At 44.6% G+C, this 21,832-nt stretch carries 19 protein-coding genes and 1 pseudogene; 8 read left to right on the plus strand and 12 right to left on the minus strand.

Annotated features, from left to right (window positions below; translation table 11 throughout):
- Window position 1 precedes the first annotated feature (1 nt).
- From P7F88_RS03640 to P7F88_RS03675, 8 genes are all read right to left on the minus strand, one after another.
- Window positions 2–169, minus strand: a complete 168-nt coding sequence (locus tag P7F88_RS03640; RefSeq protein ID WP_277821981.1) for a hydroxyisourate hydrolase — start codon at window positions 167–169, stop codon at window positions 2–4.
- The gene (locus P7F88_RS03645) at window positions 141–329 is read right to left on the minus strand and encodes a hydroxyisourate hydrolase (RefSeq protein ID WP_277821982.1); all 189 of its coding nucleotides are present in this window, start codon (window positions 327–329) and stop codon (window positions 141–143) included. Before P7F88_RS03645 ends, P7F88_RS03640 begins: the two co-directional genes overlap by 29 nt.
- A complete protein-coding gene (locus P7F88_RS03650; protein ID WP_277821983.1) occupies window positions 326–619 on the minus strand; it encodes a 2-oxo-4-hydroxy-4-carboxy-5-ureidoimidazoline decarboxylase in 294 nt (97 codons plus the stop codon). The genes P7F88_RS03645 and P7F88_RS03650 overlap by 4 nt, the downstream gene beginning before the upstream one ends.
- Complete coding sequence (locus tag P7F88_RS03655; RefSeq protein WP_277821984.1) at window positions 567–821, minus strand: 2-oxo-4-hydroxy-4-carboxy-5-ureidoimidazoline decarboxylase; 255 nt, start codon at window positions 819–821, stop codon at window positions 567–569. Before P7F88_RS03655 ends, P7F88_RS03650 begins: the two co-directional genes overlap by 53 nt.
- Window positions 818–1,699, minus strand: a complete 882-nt coding sequence (xdhC, locus tag P7F88_RS03660) for a xanthine dehydrogenase accessory protein XdhC (protein ID WP_277821985.1) — start codon at window positions 1,697–1,699, stop codon at window positions 818–820. The genes P7F88_RS03655 and xdhC overlap by 4 nt, the downstream gene beginning before the upstream one ends.
- A complete protein-coding gene (xdhB, locus tag P7F88_RS03665; RefSeq protein WP_277821986.1) occupies window positions 1,689–4,070 on the minus strand; it encodes a xanthine dehydrogenase molybdopterin binding subunit in 2,382 nt (793 codons plus the stop codon). Before xdhB ends, xdhC begins: the two co-directional genes overlap by 11 nt.
- Window positions 4,063–5,475, minus strand: a complete 1,413-nt coding sequence (gene xdhA, locus P7F88_RS03670; RefSeq protein WP_277821987.1) for a xanthine dehydrogenase small subunit — start codon at window positions 5,473–5,475, stop codon at window positions 4,063–4,065. The genes xdhB and xdhA overlap by 8 nt, the downstream gene beginning before the upstream one ends.
- Before the next feature lie 140 nt (window positions 5,476–5,615).
- Complete coding sequence (locus P7F88_RS03675) at window positions 5,616–6,692, minus strand: BMP family ABC transporter substrate-binding protein (RefSeq protein ID WP_277821988.1); 1,077 nt, start codon at window positions 6,690–6,692, stop codon at window positions 5,616–5,618.
- A gap of 412 nt (window positions 6,693–7,104) precedes the next feature.
- Here P7F88_RS03675 and P7F88_RS03680 point away from each other — a divergent pair, with 412 nt between their 5' ends.
- Window positions 7,105–7,509, plus strand: a complete 405-nt coding sequence (locus P7F88_RS03680; RefSeq protein ID WP_277821989.1) for a VOC family protein — start codon at window positions 7,105–7,107, stop codon at window positions 7,507–7,509.
- Between the two features lie 75 nt (window positions 7,510–7,584).
- Here the strand turns inward: P7F88_RS03680 and P7F88_RS03685 are convergent, their stop codons facing one another.
- The 3 genes from P7F88_RS03685 to P7F88_RS03695 are packed head-to-tail and all read right to left on the minus strand — an operon-like array spanning window position 7,585 to window position 11,187.
- Window positions 7,585–8,514 (minus strand): ABC transporter permease, encoded by a 930-nt coding sequence (locus tag P7F88_RS03685; protein WP_277821990.1) that lies wholly within the window; start codon window positions 8,512–8,514, stop codon window positions 7,585–7,587.
- The gene (locus P7F88_RS03690; protein ID WP_277821991.1) at window positions 8,514–9,662 is read right to left on the minus strand and encodes an ABC transporter permease; all 1,149 of its coding nucleotides are present in this window, start codon (window positions 9,660–9,662) and stop codon (window positions 8,514–8,516) included. The genes P7F88_RS03685 and P7F88_RS03690 overlap by 1 nt, the downstream gene beginning before the upstream one ends.
- Window positions 9,655–11,187 carry an ABC transporter ATP-binding protein gene (locus tag P7F88_RS03695; protein ID WP_277821992.1) on the minus strand — a complete coding sequence of 511 codons (1,533 nt, stop codon included), beginning with the start codon at window positions 11,185–11,187 and terminating at the stop codon, window positions 9,655–9,657. The genes P7F88_RS03690 and P7F88_RS03695 overlap by 8 nt, the downstream gene beginning before the upstream one ends.
- A 263-nt stretch (window positions 11,188–11,450) precedes the next feature.
- Here P7F88_RS03695 and P7F88_RS03700 point away from each other — a divergent pair, with 263 nt between their 5' ends.
- From P7F88_RS03700 to P7F88_RS03730, 7 genes and pseudogenes are all read left to right on the plus strand, one after another.
- Entirely contained in the window at window positions 11,451–12,104 is a 654-nt protein-coding gene (locus tag P7F88_RS03700; RefSeq protein ID WP_277821993.1) for a TetR/AcrR family transcriptional regulator, read from the plus strand.
- A gap of 94 nt (window positions 12,105–12,198) precedes the next feature.
- Window positions 12,199–13,080, plus strand: a pseudogene (gene puuE / locus P7F88_RS03705) (allantoinase PuuE); the annotation flags it as partial.
- Window positions 13,081–13,140: 60 nt separating this feature from the next.
- On the plus strand, window positions 13,141–14,283 hold the full coding sequence (locus P7F88_RS03710) for an amidase family protein (protein WP_277824542.1): 1,143 nt from the start codon (window positions 13,141–13,143) through the stop codon (window positions 14,281–14,283).
- Between the two features lie 35 nt (window positions 14,284–14,318).
- Window positions 14,319–15,893, plus strand: coding sequence for a gamma-glutamyltransferase family protein (locus P7F88_RS03715; RefSeq protein ID WP_277821994.1), 1,575 nt, complete (start codon window positions 14,319–14,321; stop codon window positions 15,891–15,893).
- Window positions 15,894–15,923: 30 nt separating this feature from the next.
- On the plus strand, window positions 15,924–16,742 hold the full coding sequence (locus P7F88_RS03720; RefSeq protein ID WP_277821995.1) for a sulfite exporter TauE/SafE family protein: 819 nt from the start codon (window positions 15,924–15,926) through the stop codon (window positions 16,740–16,742).
- An 11-nt stretch (window positions 16,743–16,753) separates the two neighbouring features.
- Complete coding sequence (locus P7F88_RS03725; RefSeq protein WP_277821997.1) at window positions 16,754–17,983, plus strand: pyridoxal-phosphate-dependent aminotransferase family protein; 1,230 nt, start codon at window positions 16,754–16,756, stop codon at window positions 17,981–17,983.
- Between the two features lies 1 nt (window position 17,984).
- Window positions 17,985–19,256, plus strand: coding sequence for an allantoate amidohydrolase (locus P7F88_RS03730; RefSeq protein WP_277821998.1), 1,272 nt, complete (start codon window positions 17,985–17,987; stop codon window positions 19,254–19,256).
- A 65-nt stretch (window positions 19,257–19,321) separates the two neighbouring features.
- Here P7F88_RS03730 and P7F88_RS03735 read toward each other — a convergent pair whose 3' ends face one another.
- Window positions 19,322–21,673 carry an aminotransferase class III-fold pyridoxal phosphate-dependent enzyme gene (locus P7F88_RS03735; protein ID WP_277822000.1) on the minus strand — a complete coding sequence of 784 codons (2,352 nt, stop codon included), beginning with the start codon at window positions 21,671–21,673 and terminating at the stop codon, window positions 19,322–19,324.
- Window positions 21,674–21,832 lie beyond the last annotated feature (159 nt).

Raw genomic sequence — 21,832 nt, forward strand, 5'->3', positions numbered from 1 at the left:
CTTAACTTCCCCTGTATGTTGAATATGAGTACGGGGAAAGCAGAAGTGGAACATGGTAGTGACGAGCTTCTTCATCCACATGGAAATGAACCTCTACCAGAGGAAAAAATGCGCATCCGTATGTCTGTTCGCAATAAGGCTTAGTTAAAAATCTTGAAAGTATAATCACCGCAAACTAACTCTGTGCTTTCAAAACGGACTCGGCCATCTTCGTTAGTTTCTCCTTTAATTATAGTGTCTCTGGTATCAAACTTTATAAGTTCTACAGCGATACCTGAGGCAGGTGTTCCTTGAGTAGTGTCCAGAATATGGCAACTTAAACTGCTCATTTATAAGCCTCCATTCGAATTTGACTGATTTTTCGCTGTTCTACTGACGCGTTTACCAACTCTGTTGTTCTAGAGTTTTGGTAGCGCTCGTTAAGAATATTCAGCATCTCCTGTGCGGATTTCCCTGTGGCACAGACAATAAAAATAAATCCATACTTCTTTAGGTATGCGTGATTCATATTGAGTAATTGTTTCAGAACTTCGTCCGGTGCTTCCGAGACTTGAGATTGTTCTGATTCACTTAGAAGCTTTTCCTTGCGAATACTTCTCCTTGAGGGTGTCAAGGTCACCAATCATTGGATGACCTGAGAATGCTTCTAACCAGTCGTCTTCTTGAAGCTGACTGAACGCCTTGTCAGCAAGGTTTATGAAATCGGAAAAGCTCTCAAAGGGCGATGCCAACTGCATTGCTCTTATCCACTTATGGCTGGTACAGATCTGGGCAAGTTGATTCTTATCCAGTGTGATACTGTTCTCCTGAGTTAAAGTCATTCAGCACCTTCCCTTAACGATTTACGCAACTGATTTGCTGAGTTCCATTTAGCATCTCTATTGTCAGGTTTTGCTTCGTGCTGTTGAAAGTAACTCATAAGCTGAGCGGAGACAGACACGGCTACCTGCATTGGTAGCTTGCCCAGGATATCTGGATGCCCGATAGGGCAGGTAAGTTGATTCAGTAACTCAGGGTGAGAGAGCTCTTCGCCCAACCTAAACTCAAAGCGTTTTTTCTTACCAGCAGAGCCGATTAAACCGATAAATGGATAACAAGCTTTTTCAAGTGCCTTAAACGTAATCCGGTAATCAAGAGCATGATCCTGAGTCATGATAACCAGGTGCGACTCTTCAGATATAGTATCCAAAACAACCTCTGGTTCTTGATGAAGCAATGTGTTGATTCCTGCGTCTTTTAAAGGCTTCAGCCACTCTGAACGATTGTCTACGACAGTGAGATGACAAGGCAGCTCTTTAAGGATACTGCTTAAGGACTGGCATACGTGTCCGGCGCCAAATATCACTACGCGCGGTAGGTTCGTCTGCATAAACTCAAACAAAACCTGCACAGCTCCGCCACAGCATTGGCCTAAGTCAGCGGCAAGAGAGAATCTTTCTACTAAAACACTCTGGGAAGAAGAAGTGAGTCCTTCGCGTGCTTTTTTGATGACTTCAAACTCCAGGTTACCGCCTCCCAATGTCGCATACTGGTGTGTTGCACTAATCACCATTTTGCTACCGGCAGAGCGGGGTACAGAACCAACATCAGCTAAAACCGTGGCGATACAATACGGTTCACCTTGCTGAGTCAGCCACTTGCAAGCACTTAGCCAGTCTTGTCCCGGGTTGCTGAATAGCTCACTTGTTCTAAACGACATCTTCAACCTCCTCTGAGTCTTCCGCCCGGGTATAACCAATCGCGTCAAACTGCGCGGCACATGCGTTAAGGATCTGCTCACCGGTTGCAGGAGCCTGTAGCTTCGGAATGATCTTGTGTTCGCTGATTGAAGCGATGGCGTCGTAAATGGCGCACCAGACACTAATCGCGTGCATAAATGGTGGCTCTCCAACTGCTTTTGAACGGTATATGCTGTGTTCTGGATTGGCTTTATCGTAAAGAGCGATATTCATCTCTTTCGGATAATCACCAATAGTCGGGATCTTGTAGTTCATTGGGCTATTGCTAAGCAGAGCACCATCTTTGTTCCAGACAAGCTCTTCGGTTGTTAGCCAACCCATGCCCTGAATAAATGCCCCTTCAATCTGACCAATGTCTATGGCTGGATTGAGGCTGTTACCGACATCATGAAGAATATCGACACGATCTATTCTCATCTCTCCGGTTAGCGTATCGATAGTAACCTCAGAGCACGACGCACCGATTGAAAAGTAGAAGAATGGACGACCGCAGGACTTCTCCATATCAAACCAAATCTTCGGAGTTTTATAGAAACCGCTGGATGAAAGTGAAACGCGGGCAAGATAAGCTTTTTGAACCAGTTCGGTCCAGTCAATTTCATTCTCTCCTAGAGTTACCTTTCCGTTAGTAATTTCAGGGTTGGTATCTAGACTGTAGTTCTCTTTGGCAAACTCAAGCAAGCGTTCTTTAATTGCTTTAGCTGCATTATGAGCCGCCATACCGTTAAGGTCCGCACCTGATGAAGCTGCCGTTGGGGATGTGTTTGGAACCTTGTCAGTACGGGTCGATGTAACCAGGACTAGCGACATCGGGATACCTAACGTTTGAGCAACGATTTGCTGCACTTTAGTATGCAGACCCTGACCCATCTCAATACCACCATGGGATACCTGTACACTACCGTCGGTATAGACGTGAACTAAAGCACCAGCCTGATTCAGGTGAGTTGCTGTGAACGAAATACCAAATTTAACGGGTGTTAAGGCAAGACCTTTCTTAAGCACCATGTTGGATTTGTTCCAGCGCTTAATCTCTTCCCGACGTTTGCGGTACTTAGAGCTTTCTTCTAGCTGTTTAATAACTGCTTCTATGGTGTCTGTTTGCTCGACTTCCATTCCATAAGGCGTGACATTTTTCCCTTCGCGATATAGGTTTATTAGCCTGATATCTAACGGATCGATACTAGTTTTGATGCCAAGATCCTGCATGGCTTTCTCAATAGCGATCATTCCCTGAGGCCCACCAAATCCACGGAATGCGGTATGAGTAACGGTGTCAGTTTGTAGCCTGTTACCGATGATATGAGACTGGCCAAGATAGTATGCGTTGTCGCTATGGAACATGGCTCTATCGACGATAGCTCCGGATAGGTCGGGGGAGTGACCGCACAGGCCATTCACTTCCATCACCGCTTTTTCAATGACACCATCTTTTGTGGCTGCAATTTGATAGTGGTTGTGGAATGGGTGGCGTTTGCCGGTAACCGACATATCTACTGAACGTGGAAGTCTGATTTTTACCGATTTACCCGTTAGCTTAGCGCCAAGACTAGCGAGACACGCCCACTGAGCTGCCTGTGACTCTTTGCCACCAAAACCGCCTCCCATGCGACGCATATCAACCGTAACCTGATTAAAAGGGATATCGAGAACCTCAGCTACCAAAGTTTGTATCTCTGTTGGGTGCTGGCTAGAAGTTCTAAGATAAATACCACCATCTTCTGTTTGTTCAGCTAGGCTAATCTGACCTTCAAGGTAGAAGTGCTCCTGTCCACCAACCGTCATTTCTTGTTCGATAAGCACATCTGATGCTTCGAGTTCAGAGCGTGCAATCTTTTTACCGAACTGGTTTTGTGGCAATAGGTGTGGTTTGTCCTTAGCTTGTTCGAACTCAACGATGGCATGGGAATTCGTATATTTCACAGATGCTTTTTGAGCTGCCTGCCACGCCTGACGGTGTGTTTTGGCAAGTATCAGTACGATTGGTTGTTTATGAAACTTAATATTGCCGTCTGCTAGCAGAGGATCGCCCTTAAAAATCGGACCAATATCCTTTTCTCCGGGGATATCGTTGTAACCGATAACTTTGACCACGCCTTTCGATTTTTCGACTTCACTTAGATCAATCGAATCAATACTGCCTTTTACAACATCACTGAGTACGACTGCGCCATGCAGGCAGCCTTTTGGCGTAGGATAATCGTCCAGGAACAGAGCTTCGCCAGTAGACTGCTTTTCAGCACTTTCGTGTTTATGTGAGCGTCCAACAACTTGAAAATCAACATCGGTTGATTGTGAGGTAATATGATTTACCTGAGTTAATCTACGCATTTTCAGTCAGCCTCGTGTTTATCTGGTTACACTCAAAGTAAAAGCGCTGTATCAGGTTCTGAACGAGCCTCACCCGATATTCTGCACTACCACGCACGTCAGAAAGGGGATGAACAACTTTTGGTACGTGGGCTTTAACTTTATTCACTAGCAACTGGGTGAATGTGCGGCCTACGATAAGCTCTTCAAGCTCGGTAAGACGTACGGATTTAGCGGCAATGCCTCCCGCAGAGATGATGCATTGTTTGATGCGTTTATCTGACCCAAGGGTAAAGTTAAGGGCTAATACCACGGTGGCTATGTCGTCTTCAAATCGCTTACTTACTTTGTAAATCGCGTGTTTCTGATTTGGAGCTAACTGTGGGATGTGTACCGCGCTAATCCATTGGTCTGGCTTGATTACGGTTTCACGATAACCAGTGATGTAATCCTCCGGAGCGTACAAGCGTTTTTCTGTGCCGTTGTCGACTTCGATTTTGCCGTTGAGGCTGATCAGTAGCGGAGCAATGTCTCCAATTGGAGATGCGTGACCTAAACTGCCTCCAAGTGTTGCGCGATTTCGTATTGTCAGGCTGCCTAATCTTTCAATCACTTCATCTGTTGAAGGGAACTGTTTACGCATAAACTCATGGACTTTATATAAAGGCACAGAAGCACCAAGTCGCCAGCCGGATTTAGTTTTGGTAATGTCTAGCAGGTCCTGAACTTCGGACAGGTCGATTAACTGTTTAACATCTTTAAGTTGTTGAGTGATTTCGAGTGCCAGGTCAGTACCGCCTGCAATCATGGTCGCTTGAGGCATCGCTCTTTTTGCTTTCGCGAGTTCTTTTCGGTTTGTTGGCTTTAAATAGTTAAGTGTTTCTTGTTTGTCACAACCTTCTATCCAGCTTTTAACTTCTTCTTCATTTGGTTGTGCAGGATCCCAATATTCAACACCCGCTAGTTCTTCTGCTGCTTCAATAAGTGGTCCGTATCCGGTGCAGCGACATAGGTTGCCAGCCAGAAAATCCATCGGTTTTTCTGGTTTTTGTTTTTGCTTGGACAGGGCGTAAAGAGACATAACAAAGCCCGGTGTACAAAATCCACATTGAGTGCCGTGCTTGTCTACCACCGCTTTTTGCACAGGGTGCAGCTCGCTGCCTTGTTTAAGCTGCTCCACAGTAATTATTTGCTTACCATGCAGCGCATTTAGTGGGGTAATACAGGCGTTAATCTGGCGGTAGCGAAGTGTATTTGTATCATCTGTGTCGACCATAACAACGGTACAAGCACCGCAATCTCCGCTGGCGCATCCTTCCTTGGTTCCTGTCAGCCCCTGCTGTTCACGCAAATAGTTGAGTAGCATGGTGCTTGGTGCTGCATGCTCTATTTCGACTATTTCGTCATTGATCATCAGTTCTAACATCTACTTCCTCTATTGTTATATTTATTAGTTGATCTGTTTTTAAGTATAGTTGTTAAATAAACCTGTCCACATGGTCAGGTATTGAGTTAAAAAAAGACTCGCTGGGCTGTTGAGTGCACAGCGAGTCAGTTGAATGGCTCTTAGTTTGGAATCGTTGCGTCGATACCTTCTACATACCAGTTGATACCAGCCAGCTCTGCATCCGTCATAGTGTGTCCTGCTGCAATAACTTCTTTGCCAGAGTTATCCTTTAAAGGACCAGTAAATGGATGGAACTCTCCAGATTTGATTTTTGCGTGAGTTGATGTAATCGCCTCTTTTAAATCTTCTGGAAGACTTGGGTTGATAGATACGATTTGCAGAATGTCATCTTTAAAACCACCCCAGTAATCTTCTGGTTTCCAGCTTTTATCCATCACTTCCTGCACAGTTCGGATATAGTGCGGTGCCCAAACATCACGAACTGAGAACATGTGTGATTTAGGCGCAAAATGACTCATATCTGACGCCTGACCAATACCCATAACGCCGCGTTTTTCTGCTGCAATGAGAGGTGCTGGGCTATCAGTATGCTGAAGAATAATATCTACACCCTGATCCATTAGAGCGTTAGCAGCGTCCGATTCTTTTCCTGGGTCGTACCAGGTATTGACCCACACAATCTTTATTTTCACATCTGGGTTTACGCTTTTCGCGCCCAGGTATACAGAGTTGATATCACGAATAACTTCCGGGATTGGGAAAGAAGCGATATAACCGATGGTGTTTGTTTTGGTTGCCATACCCGCCGCAACACCTGAAACATAGCGACCTTCATAAGTTCGCAGGATGTAAGTTGAAACGTTTTTCGAACGCTTATATCCGGTTGCATGCTCAAATGTTACTTTAGGGAAACGCTTTGCTGCCTTCAGCGTAGGGTTCATAAAACCAAAAGAGGTAGTGAAAATGATGTCGTGGCCTGATTTAGCCAACTGAGTGATTACACGCTCGGCATCGGCACCTTCAGGGACATTTTCTACATAAGTAGTTTCAACTTTCCCTTTAAAGTATTGTTCCATCTCAATACGGCCTTGATCGTGCTCGTAGCTCCATCCATGGTCGCCTACTGGCCCAACATAGACAAAGCCCACCTTCATAGGGTCGTCGGCCATTACTCCGGTTGAAAACAAGGCTGAGGCAGTAATTGCCGCAGTTGTCATCCATTTGTTTAACTTCATGAAAATCTCCATATTATTTCGCATACTTTTTCAATGAGCTGAGAAGCTACGAATGGGTTAGTGCAAAAACCTGACCAACTGGTCGTATTTTTGCAAAAATACATTTCATAAATGGTTGAAGCCTTATATGACGGGCTTCTGAATGGATAGAAAAAGGAATAGGTACTTTAAGCTGATTGGTGCACAGGCGGAGAATGTACCCTAACGGTGCGTTTACAATTTGTTAACGCACCGAAATGGTGCATTGTGCATTTTTGAAAGGGCTGTCGTATGTAGCGTTAACTTGCGAGTGATTACATTTCTAATGTGATAGATGTCAGTATTTGAGACATTCATTTTTGATTAAACTGTCATATGTAATACAATAGTACATATGTCCAATTGTTGTTATTTTGTTTGCTAGGAGGAAAGAATGATAGCAGCTGATACCGTCATTAGTGTCGTAAGGAAAACCCAAAATTTAAGCAAGTTACATAAAATGTATAAGAAAGCGTTAGGGTTTAATGTACTTGCGGAATATGAAGATAAAGATGGTTACGATGGTGTCGTTCTGGGTCATAAAGATTGTGGGTACCACCTTGAGTTTACCAACCACCCAGGAAGCGAACCTAAGAAATACGAAACAGCGGATAGTTACCTTGTTTTTTATTTAGCAGATACCCGTAAATGGGAGTGGACCTGCCGGGCAATGATCGAAGCTGGATTTAAGTACGTCAACGCAAGAAACCCTTATTGGAAAAGAATCGGAAAAACATTTGAAGATCCAGATGGGTATCGAATTGTAATTCAGAATGGTGAGTGTGGAGTAACAAACTGATAGCTCCATTATTTTGAAAAGCGCTCTACGTAGAATTTGCGTAGAGCGATTTTTTGTTAGTCTAACTATATGATCTTAACCAACTTTTGGATCGAATGGCTTCGCTAAACTCATTGGTGTTGCGAGCTTTTGCTTTAATGATTTTGAACTAATAACGACCATAACGGCGATAGTTGCCACATACGGTGTCATGGCGAGCAGGTTTGGCGAGATATCAAAGCCAAATCCTTGCATGACCAGATGCAAAATAGACGCAAAGCCAAACAAATAAGCACCTAACATCAAATAGCCAATTCTCCATGATGCAAATACAACAAGGGCAAGTGCTATCCAACCACGTCCTGCTGTCATATTTTCCATCCACATTGGGGTATAAGCTAAAGACATATAAGCTCCCGCTATCCCAGCCATTGCTCCACCGAAAAGTGTTGCCAGAAACCGCACCTTAATCACCTTGATACCTAGTGCATTAGCAGAATGCGGGTTTTCGCCAACCGCCCTGATGGTTAATCCGATTCGAGTTTTCTGAATAGTCCACCATGCGACACCAGCGATAACGAAGCTAATGTAGACCAAAATATCCTGGTTGAAGAGCAATGGCCCAAAAAATGGAATAGCGCTTAACACAGGGATCTCTATTGGAGTAAAACCCGAGATAGTCGAGCCAACTAGGTCTCCTCCAAGGAAAGAGCTAAGGCCAGTACCAAATATAGTGAGAGCTAATCCAGTTGCTACCTGGTTACTATTGAGCTTTAGGGCTAAAACTCCAAACAAGCTTGCCATCATCACTCCAGCAACAATCGCAAGGCAAATCCCTAAAAACAGGCTGCCGCTGTAAAACGCACCGGCGAAACCGGCCATCGCACCCATAAGCATCATGCCTTCCTGACCTAAGTTTAATACACCTGATTTTTCACAAACAAGTTCGCCGAGCGCAATCAATAGGAGTGGTGTGCCTGTTTTTAGTGCCGCGATCAGTATTTGTTGAATTAATAGAACATCCATTACGCGACTCCTTCTGGCGTTTCGTCCATTTTTTGTTTTTGAGATGCTTGTTTTTGAGTTTCAAACTCCCTTTCTGCTTTTTTCCTTGAACGTCTGGGAGCAATTTTGATCTGGTAAAATATTAGGAAATCACAAGCTAACAGGAAGAAAAGCAGAGTTCCTTGGAACAATCCGGTAATGGCTGTTGGTAGTCCTAATTCTATCTGGGCGAGATCACTGCCCATATAAAGTGTTCCCATAAACAGAGCTGAAAGTATGATGCCTATTGGGTTTAGTCTGCCCAAGTAAGCAACAATGATGGCGGCATAGCCATATCCCGGAGAGACAGAAGGGATCAGCTGGCCAATAGGGCCTGTAACTTCAGAGGCTCCCGCGAAACCAGCTAACGCGCCAGAAAATAGCATTACACCCCAGACAATTTTATTACTACTAAAGCCTGCATATCTGGCGGCTGCCTGATCTTCTCCATAAACTCTTAACTTAAACCCTGGGAGAGTTTTAAAGAGCGCAATCCCGGAAAGTATTGCCAGCAATATGGCAAAAAGTATGCTGACCGTTGCGCGTCCTTCTTCCTGGATTATTGGCAATAGTACAGGATCAGAGAACATCACCGATTCGGGAAATCCGAACCCTTGTGGATCGGCAAGAGGGCCGTGTACTGCCCAAAGAAGAGCATATAGACCAATATAGTTAAGCATGATGGTGCTGAGTATGATGTTGGTGCTAAATACTCTATCGAGCAATGTTGGAATTGCAGACCACGCCATGCCAGCGACAACTCCGGCCAATATGGCGAAGATTAACATGATACTGCTGCTATTCTCAGTGGCATGGATGGCGACAGCACTGGCTGCAACAGCACCTATTAGCAGCTGACCATCAGCGCCTATATTCCAGATGTTTGCTCTGTAACAAAGAGCCAGGCCAGTAGCGCATAAGAGTAGTGGCGTCGCTTTAACCATAAGTTCGCCAAGGTTGTAGGCATCACTTACCGGTTGAATGATAAATACCTCAAAAGCCTTTAACGGGCTAACATCCAAAGATATAAACATCAGGCTCGAAACTAACATAGTTAAAATGATGGCAATGATAGGAGAGAGCAACGCCATGCGTTTTGAGCTTTCAATCCGAGGTTGGACTTTAAGCATTGGCTGCCTCCTTGTGCTCTATAAAGCCGCCGGCAATCCACTTGCCGATCTCTTCGATATTGGTTTTTTCTGTTTCAACGATAGGGGCGACTCTTCCTTCATATAGTGCAGTCATGCGGTCACAGATTACGAATAGTTCGTCAATGTCTTCCGAAATTACAAGGACAGCCGCGCCGGCATCTCTAAGTGCGATCAACTGCCGGTGGATGGCGCTGGCAGCGCCTATGTCGACTCCCCATGTTGGATGGGCACAAATCAGTACTTGGGGTTTTTGATCCACTTCGCGGCCAATAATAAATTTCTGAAGATTACCTCCGGAAAGGCTTTTTGCCTGAGAAAGCTGATTGTGACACTTAACATTGTTGTCAGAGATAATCTGGTCGACCAACTCCGATAGCTTGTTGGATAAAACGAACCCATTTCGAACCAGTGAATTTGAGTTTGTTAATAACGTATTTTCCCTTAAGCTCATTTCGGGTACCGCGCCTTGACCAAGTCGATCGGCAGGAACATAAGCCATTCCTAAGTTGCGTCGCTGGCCAGCATTCAAGTTACCAATGGGGTTACCATTAAAAGTGATGCTATTACTCTTAGCGCGCGTATCTTCGCCACTCAGAGCTTCAAGTAGGTCTTCTTGTCCGTTGCCTGCAACGCCAGCGACCCCCAATATTTCACCGGCACGCAACTGCAAGTTAACGTCAGTTAATCCACAACCAAAGGGATGGGTTGGTGGTAGTGTAAGGAAATGGGTTTCAAAAATTACGCTCTCGGAGAGCTTCTTGTTGTAGCTTTCTGAAAGTTCAGCATCGCTACCAACCATCATTCTTGCTATAGAATCTGGAGTTTCCTCTGCAGGAGTACATTCACCGGTAACAACGCCGCCTCTTAGAATTACCGCCCGATCGCACAGTTCGGTGACCTCTTTTAGTTTGTGGCTGATGAACATGATAGCGCAGCCTTCTGACGATAACTTCTTCAGTACTCGGAATAATCCTGATACTTCCTGAGGAGTGAGCACCGATGTTGGTTCGTCCAATATAAGCAGCTTAACTTCCTGAATCAGACACCGAAGAATTTCGACGCGTTGGCGCTCACCAATACTGAGGCTATGAACATAACGATCGGGATCCACGTGAAGGTCGTATTTTTTGCTGATATCTATGATTGACTGGCGGAGATCATCTAACTGTTCCACAAATGTTTTGTCTAAACCCAGCTCAATATTTTCCTGTACTGTGAGAGTTTCAAATACAGAGAAGTGCTGGAATACCATGCCAATTCCCATACTACGGGCCTGATTTGGAGAGCGGATGTCGATTTCACGGTTATTCCATAGGATAGCGCCTTTATCTGGGCGGTTAACACCGTAGATCATCTTAACCAGCGTGGATTTTCCTGCACCATTTTCACCTAGCAGCGCGAGTATCTCTCCCTCATTTAACTTCAGGTTCACGTTATCGTTCGCGATAACGCCTGGGTATATCTTGCTGACATTCCAGAGTTCTAGAAGAGGTGGTTTTGTCATGTTGAGCTTATTCCTTCTTATTATGTTTATATATTCCTTCTGGTAATAAAAAGTCTTAATGCAATAACCTGACCAACTGTTCAACAAATGAAAATACTGGTTATTTCTGTTTTTTAGCGTAGATATTTGCTCTGTGGCACGTATTTATATGGTGCAGTGGCACTAAGATGGTGCATTGATTTGTTAAATTTATGTGCTTGACATAAGAGTAGAAAGTAGGGAATAAAATAAAAAGCATGATAAAAAATGGAAACAAATTAACTATGTCAGAAATTAAGGAACAGCCTAAAACACCGGTTGGTGACGATGTACGCCAAGGGGCAATAAGAAAGAAAAATCAAACTCTTATACTAAATGCAGCAGCGGAAGAGTTTGTGAAGCATGGATTTAAAGGCACATCGGTACAAGCTGTTGCGGATAGGGTCAACCTTCCAAAGGCGAATATCCTCTACTACTTCAAGTCCAAAACCGGCCTTTATAAAGCACTATTGAGTGACATTCTAGACATGTGGAATGAAGGTTTTACGGACGGTGATTCTAATCAGGAACCTGCCGAAGTAATACGAAATTATATTATCGAGAAGATGCGTTACAGCTGCTCGCACCCCAAAGAATCAAAGATTTTTGCTATGGAGATAATCCAGGGGGCGCCAATAATCAGAGACGTTATAGAGCGGCCAATGATCAATTGGACCAAAGATAAATCAAACGTCATTCAGTCGTGGGTAGCGCAGGGAAAATTAAAGCCAATCGAACCACTTTATTTACTGTTCATGATTTGGGGAACAACTCAGTTCTATGCTGATTTTGACACAGAAATTGCTTTATTAAAGGGAAGACCGCTTACGAATAAAGAGTTTATTGACGCGCAAGAGTTCACGGTAAACACAGTGTTAGGAGGGTTGGGATTAGCTTAAAATTTAAAAAACCTGAACAATTGGTCAGATTTTTGCTTAACAAAAATCATTCTAATTATTAACATCAGTAAAAGTCGTCTAACAAGGATAGTAAATGACCAAAGATTACCCCCGTGACTTAATAGGGTATGGAGATAGCCCTCCTAATCCGCATTGGCCTGAAAAATCGCGTATTGCGCTGCAATTTGTTGTTAACTACGAGGAAGGTGGCGAAAACTGTGTGTTGCACGGTGATGGTGGTTCCGAACAATTTTTATCTGAGATCGTCGGTGCGGAATCTTATCAGGACCGACATTTAAGCATGGAGTCCATCTACGAATACGGAAGTCGATCCGGCTTCTGGCGTTTACACAGACTCTTTAACGAACATCAAATACCAGTAACGGTTTTTGGTGTTGCTACTGCATTAGAGAAACACCCCGACGCGGTGAAAGCTATGCTGGACTCTAACTGGGAGATCGCCAGTCATGGGCTTAGATGGATTCACTACCAGCATTTCACTGAAGAGCAAGAGCGTGAACACATTGAGCATGCGATAGAGATTCATCAAAAGGTAACGGGTTCAAAGCCTAAGGGATGGTATACGGGGAGAACTAGCCCTCATACGTTAAAACTGATCGCCGAGCGTGATGATATCCTTTATTGCGCTGATAGCTATGCCGACGACTTACCATATTGGGACACTAATTACTCGAAGCCGCTTCTAATGGTTCCTTATACACTGGATACCAATGATATGCGCTTCGCTACTCCTCAGGGGTTTAACAGCGGTGAACAGTTCTTCCAGTACTTGAAGGATGCATTTGATGAGTTATATCGTGAAGGTGCAACTCAGCCCAAGATGTTAAGTATTGGCTTGCACTGTCGCCTGGTTGGGCGGCCTGCAAGGCTAGCTGCACTTCGCCGTTTTATTGAATATACAAAACAGTATAACGATGTCTGGTACGCAACACGAGAACAGATAGCCGAGCATTGGCTCGCCATCGAAAAGGAAAAAAATGACGAACTTGTCACTCAAGAGGCTGATGTTTGCGATATCCGGGATGCAAACACCGAAGAATACTACGGCCTGCTTGATGGTGTTAAGTTGTCGGTTAAAGACCTGTTTGATGTAAAAGGCTACAAAACTGGAGCGGGTTTACCAAAATGGCTCGATTCTGCGCCAGTAGCGACCGAACACGCTAAAGCTATCTCTCTGCTACTAGAGGACGGAGCTTACCTCATCAGCAAAACTCAGCTAGATGAACTCGCGTATTCTCTCGCAGGCATAAACTCGCATTATGGCGTATCAAGAAATCCGTTCGACTCCACCCGGGTGAGTGGTGGGTCAAGTTCTGGTGCCGCGGTGTCCGTCGCGACTGGAAAGTCAGATATTGGGCTCGCTACCGATACTGGCGGATCCATAAGAGTTCCAGCAAGTTATTGCGGGCTTTACGGATTGCGCCCAACTTATGGAAGAGTGCCTATTGAAGGGTTGGTACCGTTAGCTCCTCGCTTTGATACTGCAGGTTTGTTAACCCGTGATATTAAGTTGATGGAAACGGCGTTTAACGCTTTGTTTGCAGACGAGGAAAACGAAAAAGAACACGTTGAAATTGATACCTTGCTATGGTGCGAAGCGCTTTGGGAAGGAGTAGACCAGAACGCAAAACGTTATGCGAAAGATTTATTCGAAAAGTATCCAGGTAACAAGGGGACAATTAGCTCGCCAGTGTTGGATGCTGAACAGAGAAGAAAGTGTTTTTCTATCTTGCAGGCACAGTCAATTTGGGACACCCATGGAAAATGGTTGAAAGGAAGTATTACTGAGTTTGGTCAGGATATTCAAATTCGCCTCGAGTGGGGAAGACAGTTAACAGAATCTGATATAGCTTCGGCAGAGACGCTTTTGCAAAAGTGGCAGTCAGATGAAGAAAACTGGCTTCCCAAAGGTTCGGTCCTATTAATACCGACAGTTCCGAGTGTAGCACCTAAGATTAATGTAAAGGACGATGAGCAGGTAGAGCAGAGAAATACTCTATTAGGGCTTACTTCAATTGCGGGACTCAGTGGCTGGCCTCAGCTTCAATGCCCGGCTATTACTGTTGATGGCCTTCCGGTAGGAATTAGCTTTCTTGGAAGGGAAAACAGTGACATACAAATAATAAAGTTCGCACAAGAAGTGCTAAGAGACGTGTAACAACGGCTCAAAGAGCGAGAATAGAAGGAATTAATATGTCATATCAAGCTGCGGTTACATCTCCTCATCATTTGGCATCTAAAGCCGGAGAGGCCATTTTAAATCAGGGCGGCAACGCAATAGAGGCCTGCATAGCCATTGCAAGTACATTGACGGTAGTTTATCCCCACATGACTAGTTTAGGTGGAGATGGTTTTTGGTTAATACATAAACCAGGTGAGAAGCCAATCGCCCTAAATGCAGCAGGTAAAGCCGCAAGGGATCTACGTCGTATGGGGTTTGGCGAACATCTTCGTGGTCCAAATGTCGCTTTGACGACCGCGGGTGTGGTTTCCGGTTGGGAAGAAGCACTTAAAAAGTTTCCCGGAAAGCTCTCTTTGAGTGATATTTTTGTACCAGCAATCAAGCTTGCTTCTGATGGTTTTGAGGTAACGGAAACCCTTCACAATGCGATGGTAAAACTGAAAGAAGAGTATCCAAACCACGATTTTGCGTCTGTGTTTTTGAATGAGGGTGAACCTCATAAAATGGGTGATACGTTAACGTTGAAAGCTTTAGCGGCTACATACCGCAAGCTCGCTGAAAATGGTCTTAGCGACTGGACAACAGGCGAGCTGGCTCATGAAAATGCAACATACCTGGCTAAACAGGGCAGCCCTATATTGTTTGAAGATCTAGAAGATACCGTTGCGAAATGGTGTGAGCCTTTGTCATGCAATACCCAGTGGGGTAAGTTCTACAATTTTGGAGCGCCAACACAGGGCGGGGCCTCTTTAAATATTATTGCTCTGTTAGATAAGTTCGTTCTGGATGCAAAGAAGCCAAAAGAGTACTGGCAAACTGATGAGGGTGAAGAGCAAGTTCTTCACCTGCTTGTAGAAGCAGTAAAAGTGGCTTTCAACTGGCGAAACGAAAATCTATGTGACTCTCCTGAATGTTCTCAAGAAATGCAAGATCGTTTGTCCGAAGATTCTATATCGAAACAGTTTTCTTCTATCACTGAACAAGCGACCGAATGGCCGAATCCGGGGCCAACAGGCGATACAGTATGGATGGGGGTGGTCGATAGTGATGGATTGGCTGTGAGCTATATTCAGAGCATATACTGGGAATTTGGCTCCGGCGTGGTTAACCCTGAAACTGGAGTGGTATGGAACAACCGCTGTCTAGGCTTTCACACGGATCCTGAACACCCTAATCATCTGGCACCGATGCACCAACCAATGCATACCCTCAATCCTCCAATCGCGCTGCTCAATAGCGGAGACAGGTTATTGTACGGAACAATGGGAGGAGAGGGGCAACCGCAGACTCAAGCGGCAATTATCTGGCGATACCTGGTTCAGAAAAAGGCGTTGGCAGCATCAATAGCAGAGCCGCGTTGGTTACTTGGTAAGACCTGGGGGAAATCCAGCGAAGACCTGAAACTGGAAGCTCCATTGTTCAATAAGCATGGTGAAAAGATGAAGGAGAGAGGACATGATGTCGTGTCGGCTCCTCAATATGCAGAATTCTTTGGTCATGCTGGTGGCATTTATATAGATAGTAATAGCTCAACTGCTGCCAGCGATCCTAGAAGTGATGGCGAAGCCATCATATTAAAATCATAAATATAATTTAAGAAGGAAAAGAAAAGCAGTATGGAACATGTTATGGACTATTTGCCTTTAGCGTTTGCATTAATGGCAACAGGAACAGTTGCCGGTATTTTGGCCGGATTATTGGGTGTAGGTGGTGGAATTATTATTGTTCCTGTACTTTTTTATCTGTTCCAATCTTTAGGTGTCAGTGCAATTTCAGCCATGATGATAGCAACGGCGACTTCTCTGGCAACGATGGTGCCAACGTCTCTCAGCTCAATTAAAGCCCATCATAAAAATGGGAATATAGACTGGACACTATTTCAGTGGCTAGCACCTTTTGTCGTTTTTGGAGTGATAGCCGGCAGTCTGTTGGTTACTAGAGTTGGTGGTCCCTGGTTGTCTGGTATGTTCGGTCTTATCGCGACCCTTTCAGCATTCAATATGTTGTTCAGAGGCAATGCTGCTCCCATTTCAGATTCTCTACCTTCAAAAGCTGGGCAAGGCGTTATTGGATCGAGTATTGGATGTTTAAGTGTCATGGTCGGTATTGGCGGAGGGACGTTAACCGTTCCCACACTTACGGCATTTAATTACCCAGCCCATAAAGCTGTGGGTACAGCCGCTTCGATTGGATTGATCATCGCATTGCCAGGGGTCGCGACAATGTTGCTTACGGGATATACGCCTGAAGATGCTCCTATGGGGAACGTTGGGATGGTGAACTGGCTTGGCTTCGCCTTTATTGTTCCTTTAACCGTGGTGTTCTCACCTATTGGCGCAAAAATCGGTAAAAAATTAGATAGTAAAAAGTTAAAGAAAGTCTTTGCAGTGGTTTTAGCATTCACCGGCATTCGAATGCTACTGCAAGTGCTATAAGGAAGTTGTAAATGGAATTATTTGAAAGATTATCTACCCCAGCAAGAATATTAATGGGGCCAGGGCCTATTACCGTCTATCCGCGAGTATTACAGGCGATGAGCAACCAGTTGATTGGTCAGTATGATCCTGTGATGACGGGCTACATGAATCAGACGATGTCGCTCTATCGGGAAATTTTTAAAACAAAGAATGAAGCGACGATGCTTGTGGACGGTACTGCTCGAGCGGGGATCGAAGCGGTACTGGTTTCACTCATAGAGCCAGGTGATAAGGTGTTAGTTCCTATCTTTGGCCGCTTTGGACATCTATTAGCTGAAATCTCTGAACGTGCAGGTGCTGACGTAATCAGATTCGAGGTGGAATGGGGTACCGTAGTTCCTGATTCGCTAATCGAAGAAGCGATTATTAAGCATAAACCTAAGGTGCTTGCTTTAGTCCAGGGCGATACCTCTACAACAATACTTCAGCCTCTGGATGAAATTGGTGAAGTGTGTAAAAAGCACGGGGTATTTTTCTATAGCGATGCTACCGCATCGATCATTGGCAATGCATTTGAAACGGATAAATGGCAGCTCGATGCGGTTTCTGTAGGCCTGCAAAAATGTCTCGGCGGGCCTTCGGGTTCTGCCCCTGTCACATTAAGTGATAAAGCTGTGGAATATATTCGCCGTCGCAAACACATAGAAGCCGGTATTCGTGTTGATAGTCATGAGACTGGCTCATTAAGTCGCATTCGATCTAACTATTTTGATCTCGGTATGATTCTCGATTACTGGGGTGAAGAGCGGCTTAATCACCATACTGAAGCTACTTCTATGTTATTTGCGGCTAGAGAATGTGCGCAGTTAAACCTGGAAGAAGGGTTAGACAACGTCATTGCTCGCCATAAAAAGGCGGGTGATGCCATGGCAAAAGGTCTCGCAGCCATGGGACTAACGCTGTTTGGTGATCAGTCACATAAAATGAATAACGTTGTAGGTGTTGTTATCCCTTCTGGAGTGAATGGAGACGCGATACGTATGGCGATGCTTGAGCAATTTAACATCGAAATTGGAACCTCGTTTGGTCCACTGCATGGGAAAATCTGGCGGATAGGAACTATGGGTTATAACGCTCGGTTGGATACTGTTTTATTGACGTTGGTCGCGCTTGAAGCTCTCTTAGTACAAGCTGGTGTAAAGGTCAAACAAGGCGCAGCTTATCAAACAGCGGTAGAAACCTATAACGTAGGAGCGTGATATGACGGCAAAGATCATGGATGTAGATCTGTCGATTGATACATCAAAACAGCTGGCGAAGCAGGTAATGGACTACTGCGAACAACTTGCTGAGTTCACACAAACTATAGGTATTATGGACAGGCGTTATTTAACACCTGAACATCGCGAAACCAATGATCAACTTACTCGTTGGGCAGCAGAAAGTGGTTTAGAACATTGGCAGGATTTAGCGGGTAATCAATGGGTACGCCTGACAAGTGCAAATGAAAATGCCAAGAGAATAATTCTTGGTTCTCACACTGACACTGTTCCGAATGGTGGTAAATATGATGGCATCTTGGGCGTTGTGGCACCACTTGTTCTATTAAAGTGGCTGGCAGAATTAGGCAAACAGTTTGAATTTCATATTGACGTTGTAGGATTTGGTGACGAAGAAGGTACTCGTTTTGGCGCAACATTGTTAGGCAGTAGCGCCATTGCTGGCAAATGGCAGAGTCGCTGGCGTGAGTTAAAAGATGAAGATGGTATCACTCTTGCTCAGGCGATGTATGATTTTGGCCTGGATGTATCTAAGATATCTGAGACTCAGATAGATAGCAGTAAGGTTCTGGCTTATCTAGAAGCGCATATTGAGCAAGGGCCTATTCTGGAAGAGAAGGGTTTACCTATCTCGGCTGTACAAGGTATATCGGGAGCCAGGCGTTTTGAGATTACGATAGAAGGGCATGCAGGTCACGCGGGTACGGTACCTATGATACTTAGGGCGGATCCTTTAGTTGTTGCAAGTCAGTGGGTGACGGATGTAAGCCGAATGGCTGCTCAAACAAGTGAATCAACTCACCCGGTTGTAGCAACTGTAGGTAAGTTGGAAGTATCTCCAGGGGCAGTAAATGTGATTCCTGGCGGCGTTTCATTGACCCTGGATATTCGAAGTATAAGTAACGATGCTAGGGATTCCCTTACGGAAACTCTGTTCGGAATGCTAGAGGAAAGTGCATCAGAAAACGGATTAGTATTAAAGGTATTTCAAACCCACGACGCGAGTTCTGTGGTATGTGACGCTGGATTGACTGATAGGTTAAAAAGTATCGTTGATGATCTAACCGGAGATCCAACCGTGCTCGTTTCCGGGGCTGGGCATGATGCGATGGCAATGGCTGATATCGTACCAACAACTATGATGTTTGTTCGCTGTGAGGGCGGCATTAGCCACCATCCCGACGAGTCAATTCAACAAGATGATGTTTCAGTTGCTCTGACGGCGTTATATCAGTTTATCAACAGTCAATAATTATACTAAATAATAAGCCCAGCCATATAGTTTGCTGGGCCTGGTAAATATAATTTGTTTTTAACCTAAGCTGCTTTTAACTGGCCGAGGAGATCGTCGAATACTTTCTCAAATACAACCAATAAGTCATCAATCTGCGATTTAGTAATGACTAGAGGTGGGCGTACCTTAACCGTAGTGCCTGTTTTACCCGTTAAGCCAATTAGAACGCCATGGGATTTCAAAGCATCCGGGATCAGTTTCGCCAGTTCAAAAGCAGGCTGACCATCGATGACTAGATCAAACCCATAGTAAAGCCCTCGTCCTCGAATATTGGTGATATGGCAAAACCGCTTAGCTAACTCTGTTAATCCCGTATGCAGGTATTCATCCATTTCTGCTGCGTGTGCAACCAGCGATTTCTGTTCGATTTGAGTTAGCACGGCTTTTGCAGCGGAGCAAGCAACCGCATTACCGCCAAATGTATTGAAGTACACGGTACTCTTCATGAATTTTTCTGCGATCTCTTTTGACGTTACGACAGCGCCTATAGGGAATCCATTACCCATTGGTTTACCTAATGTCACCATGTCCGGAACTACATCATAGTGTTCAAAGCCCCACATTTTGCCTGTACGTCCAAAACCAGCTTGGACTTCATCTGCAATGGTATAGCCACCGAATGCACGAACTCTCTTGTATACTCGTTCAAAGAACTCTTTTGGCGCAAGGTGTCCGCCGTAAGAATCAAAAATTGCATCACACATAAATGCGGCTATTTTATGATTCTTACTTTCAAGTAGCTCGAATGCACTGTCTAAATCTGACTCTATCTGATTGCTCTCGGTCGGCAAGGGTAGTGTCGTTACCTGGGGTGCAAGAGGTGCGCCTGTGATTTGATTGACCGCCGTTGAAAGCTGATTTACCAGGTAGCTGTTACCATGGTATGCCGCATCCATCACGATCGCTCCGGTTTGCTGTGAGAGGCTAGAAGCAATTCGATAGGCAAGATCGTTTGCTTCGGTACCAGAGTTTGTGAAAAACACCACATCTAAGCCTTCAGGCATGGTTGCGGTTAATTGTTTTGCGTAGTCAGCTAACTTAGGCTCAAGGTAACGTGTATGGGTATTCAGTTCACCCATCTGTGAATAAACGGCTTCTCTCACTTCTGGGTTGGCATGACCTACACTTTGTACGTTATTGTAGCAATCAAGGTATGGTCGCTGGTGTTGGTCATAGACGTAACTGCCTTTCGCACGACTAACTGCCAAAGGCTCTTTGTAAAAAAGCATGCTACCGCCGACAGTAGATTTTCTTTCATTTATAAGAGCCGCTAGAGAATCATCTTCTATCTGCAAACTGTTGAGATCAGTAGTTGCACTGCCAAGCATTGAACCTGTTTGCTCATTTGTCGCAGGAGCTTCTACAATCGACAAATATTGTTCAGCCAGAGCTGTTGCACCTTCTACCACAATATCAGTGAGTTCTTGTGCCGTTGTAGACTCTTTTCGAGTATGCATCCATCCGAGGTACGTAACAGAACGGATGAAAAGAAATAGCGGGAGTTTTTCCAGATCTTCTGCTTTTAATGGCAAAATCTCTGAATAACCCTGAATCAATGCTTCCAGTGTTTGGTCAAAGTGTTCCTCACCAAGATAAGGGAAAACAGCAGTAGCGATATCAAATAACAACCAACCAAAACCAGCATCATCGAAATCGATTAAACAGATGCCTTCTTCTGTTTGGAGTAGGTTTTCGGGTAAAAAGTCCGCATGGATCAGACCGTAACGCTCTTCATTTTTTCCAAATTCAGCAAGATCCTTGCGAGCATAAACTATTGCCTTGTCTATAAGCGCTATTTGCTCTGCGTTTAGCTGCGCCAATTCATGATAGTCTCCCCACAGTGACCCAGGGCCAAAAATACCTTTTTCATCCCAATTATGACGGCTGAAATTCTCAGGCAAATCCCACTCTCTGGAGTGTATGTGCGACATAGCCATGAGTCTTCCTACCTTGTAGTAAGTACTTTCTACATGTGCGATATCATCAAATCCATTCTCTATAGTGGCGATAGGAACGCCATTAGCCCACTCTAGCAAATCTATTTGCAGTGCTTGTTTATCATCGTCAAGGGCCAGGCTTAGGAATAATTCTCCATTCTGAGTGGGTAATACATCCGCGGTAAACAGCTCTCCGGATGGTATTGCTTGTATCCAATCCAACTCAGAACGCAACTCCTGGTCGGTATGATAACCAAAACGGTGGATGCGCATCGCGTAATCTCCGTGGGAACTTTGAATTTTAAATACCGCGTTTTCACGGTGCTTTATCAAAGTCACTTCGGTAAATTCTCCTAAACCCCAGTATGTTAATGATTTGTGAGCTAGTTGGATGAGTTCGTCAGTTGTGTATTCCACAGTTTTAGTTGAATGAGTCATAAAAGTCCCTTTATGTATTACTGTCTACTTAGTGACTTTAGTAAGAGCATATGTCATGCCAAACTCGAACTAATTCGAGTTAAAAGTCGAAAAAAGTCGAGTTAGCAAGGATTCAGAGATAGTTAAAGAGACTATTTGAAAGGAACTGTCACGGGGTTG

The sequence above is a fragment of the Vibrio hannami genome (genome assembly GCF_029589055.1).
Lineage (GTDB): Bacteria > Pseudomonadota > Gammaproteobacteria > Enterobacterales > Vibrionaceae > Vibrio > Vibrio hannami.

Excerpts from the sequence above, each read along its gene's own strand:
- P7F88_RS03695 (WP_277821992.1), bottom strand. The coding sequence starts at position 11,187 with ATGACAAAACCACCTCTTCTAGAACTCTGGAATGTCAGCAAGATATAC.
- P7F88_RS03735 (WP_277822000.1), bottom strand. The coding sequence starts at position 21,673 with ATGACTCATTCAACTAAAACTGTGGAATACACAACTGACGAACTCATC.
- xdhC (WP_277821985.1), bottom strand. The coding sequence starts at position 1,699 with ATGTCGTTTAGAACAAGTGAGCTATTCAGCAACCCGGGACAAGACTGG.
- P7F88_RS03685 (WP_277821990.1), bottom strand. The coding sequence starts at position 8,514 with ATGGATGTTCTATTAATTCAACAAATACTGATCGCGGCACTAAAAACA.
- P7F88_RS03700 (WP_277821993.1), top strand. The coding sequence starts at position 11,451 with ATGTCAGAAATTAAGGAACAGCCTAAAACACCGGTTGGTGACGATGTA.
- xdhA (WP_277821987.1), bottom strand. The coding sequence starts at position 5,475 with ATGTTAGAACTGATGATCAATGACGAAATAGTCGAAATAGAGCATGCA.
- P7F88_RS03720 (WP_277821995.1), top strand. The coding sequence starts at position 15,924 with ATGGAACATGTTATGGACTATTTGCCTTTAGCGTTTGCATTAATGGCA.
- P7F88_RS03675 (WP_277821988.1), bottom strand. The coding sequence starts at position 6,692 with ATGAAGTTAAACAAATGGATGACAACTGCGGCAATTACTGCCTCAGCC.
- xdhB (WP_277821986.1), bottom strand. The coding sequence starts at position 4,070 with ATGCGTAGATTAACTCAGGTAAATCATATTACCTCACAATCAACCGAT.
- P7F88_RS03715 (WP_277821994.1), top strand. The coding sequence starts at position 14,319 with ATGTCATATCAAGCTGCGGTTACATCTCCTCATCATTTGGCATCTAAA.
- P7F88_RS03690 (WP_277821991.1), bottom strand. The coding sequence starts at position 9,662 with ATGCTTAAAGTCCAACCTCGGATTGAAAGCTCAAAACGCATGGCGTTG.
- P7F88_RS03655 (WP_277821984.1), bottom strand. The coding sequence starts at position 821 with ATGACTTTAACTCAGGAGAACAGTATCACACTGGATAAGAATCAACTT.
- P7F88_RS03730 (WP_277821998.1), top strand. The coding sequence starts at position 17,985 with ATGACGGCAAAGATCATGGATGTAGATCTGTCGATTGATACATCAAAA.
- P7F88_RS03645 (WP_277821982.1), bottom strand. The coding sequence starts at position 329 with ATGAGCAGTTTAAGTTGCCATATTCTGGACACTACTCAAGGAACACCT.
- P7F88_RS03680 (WP_277821989.1), top strand. The coding sequence starts at position 7,105 with ATGATAGCAGCTGATACCGTCATTAGTGTCGTAAGGAAAACCCAAAAT.
- P7F88_RS03725 (WP_277821997.1), top strand. The coding sequence starts at position 16,754 with ATGGAATTATTTGAAAGATTATCTACCCCAGCAAGAATATTAATGGGG.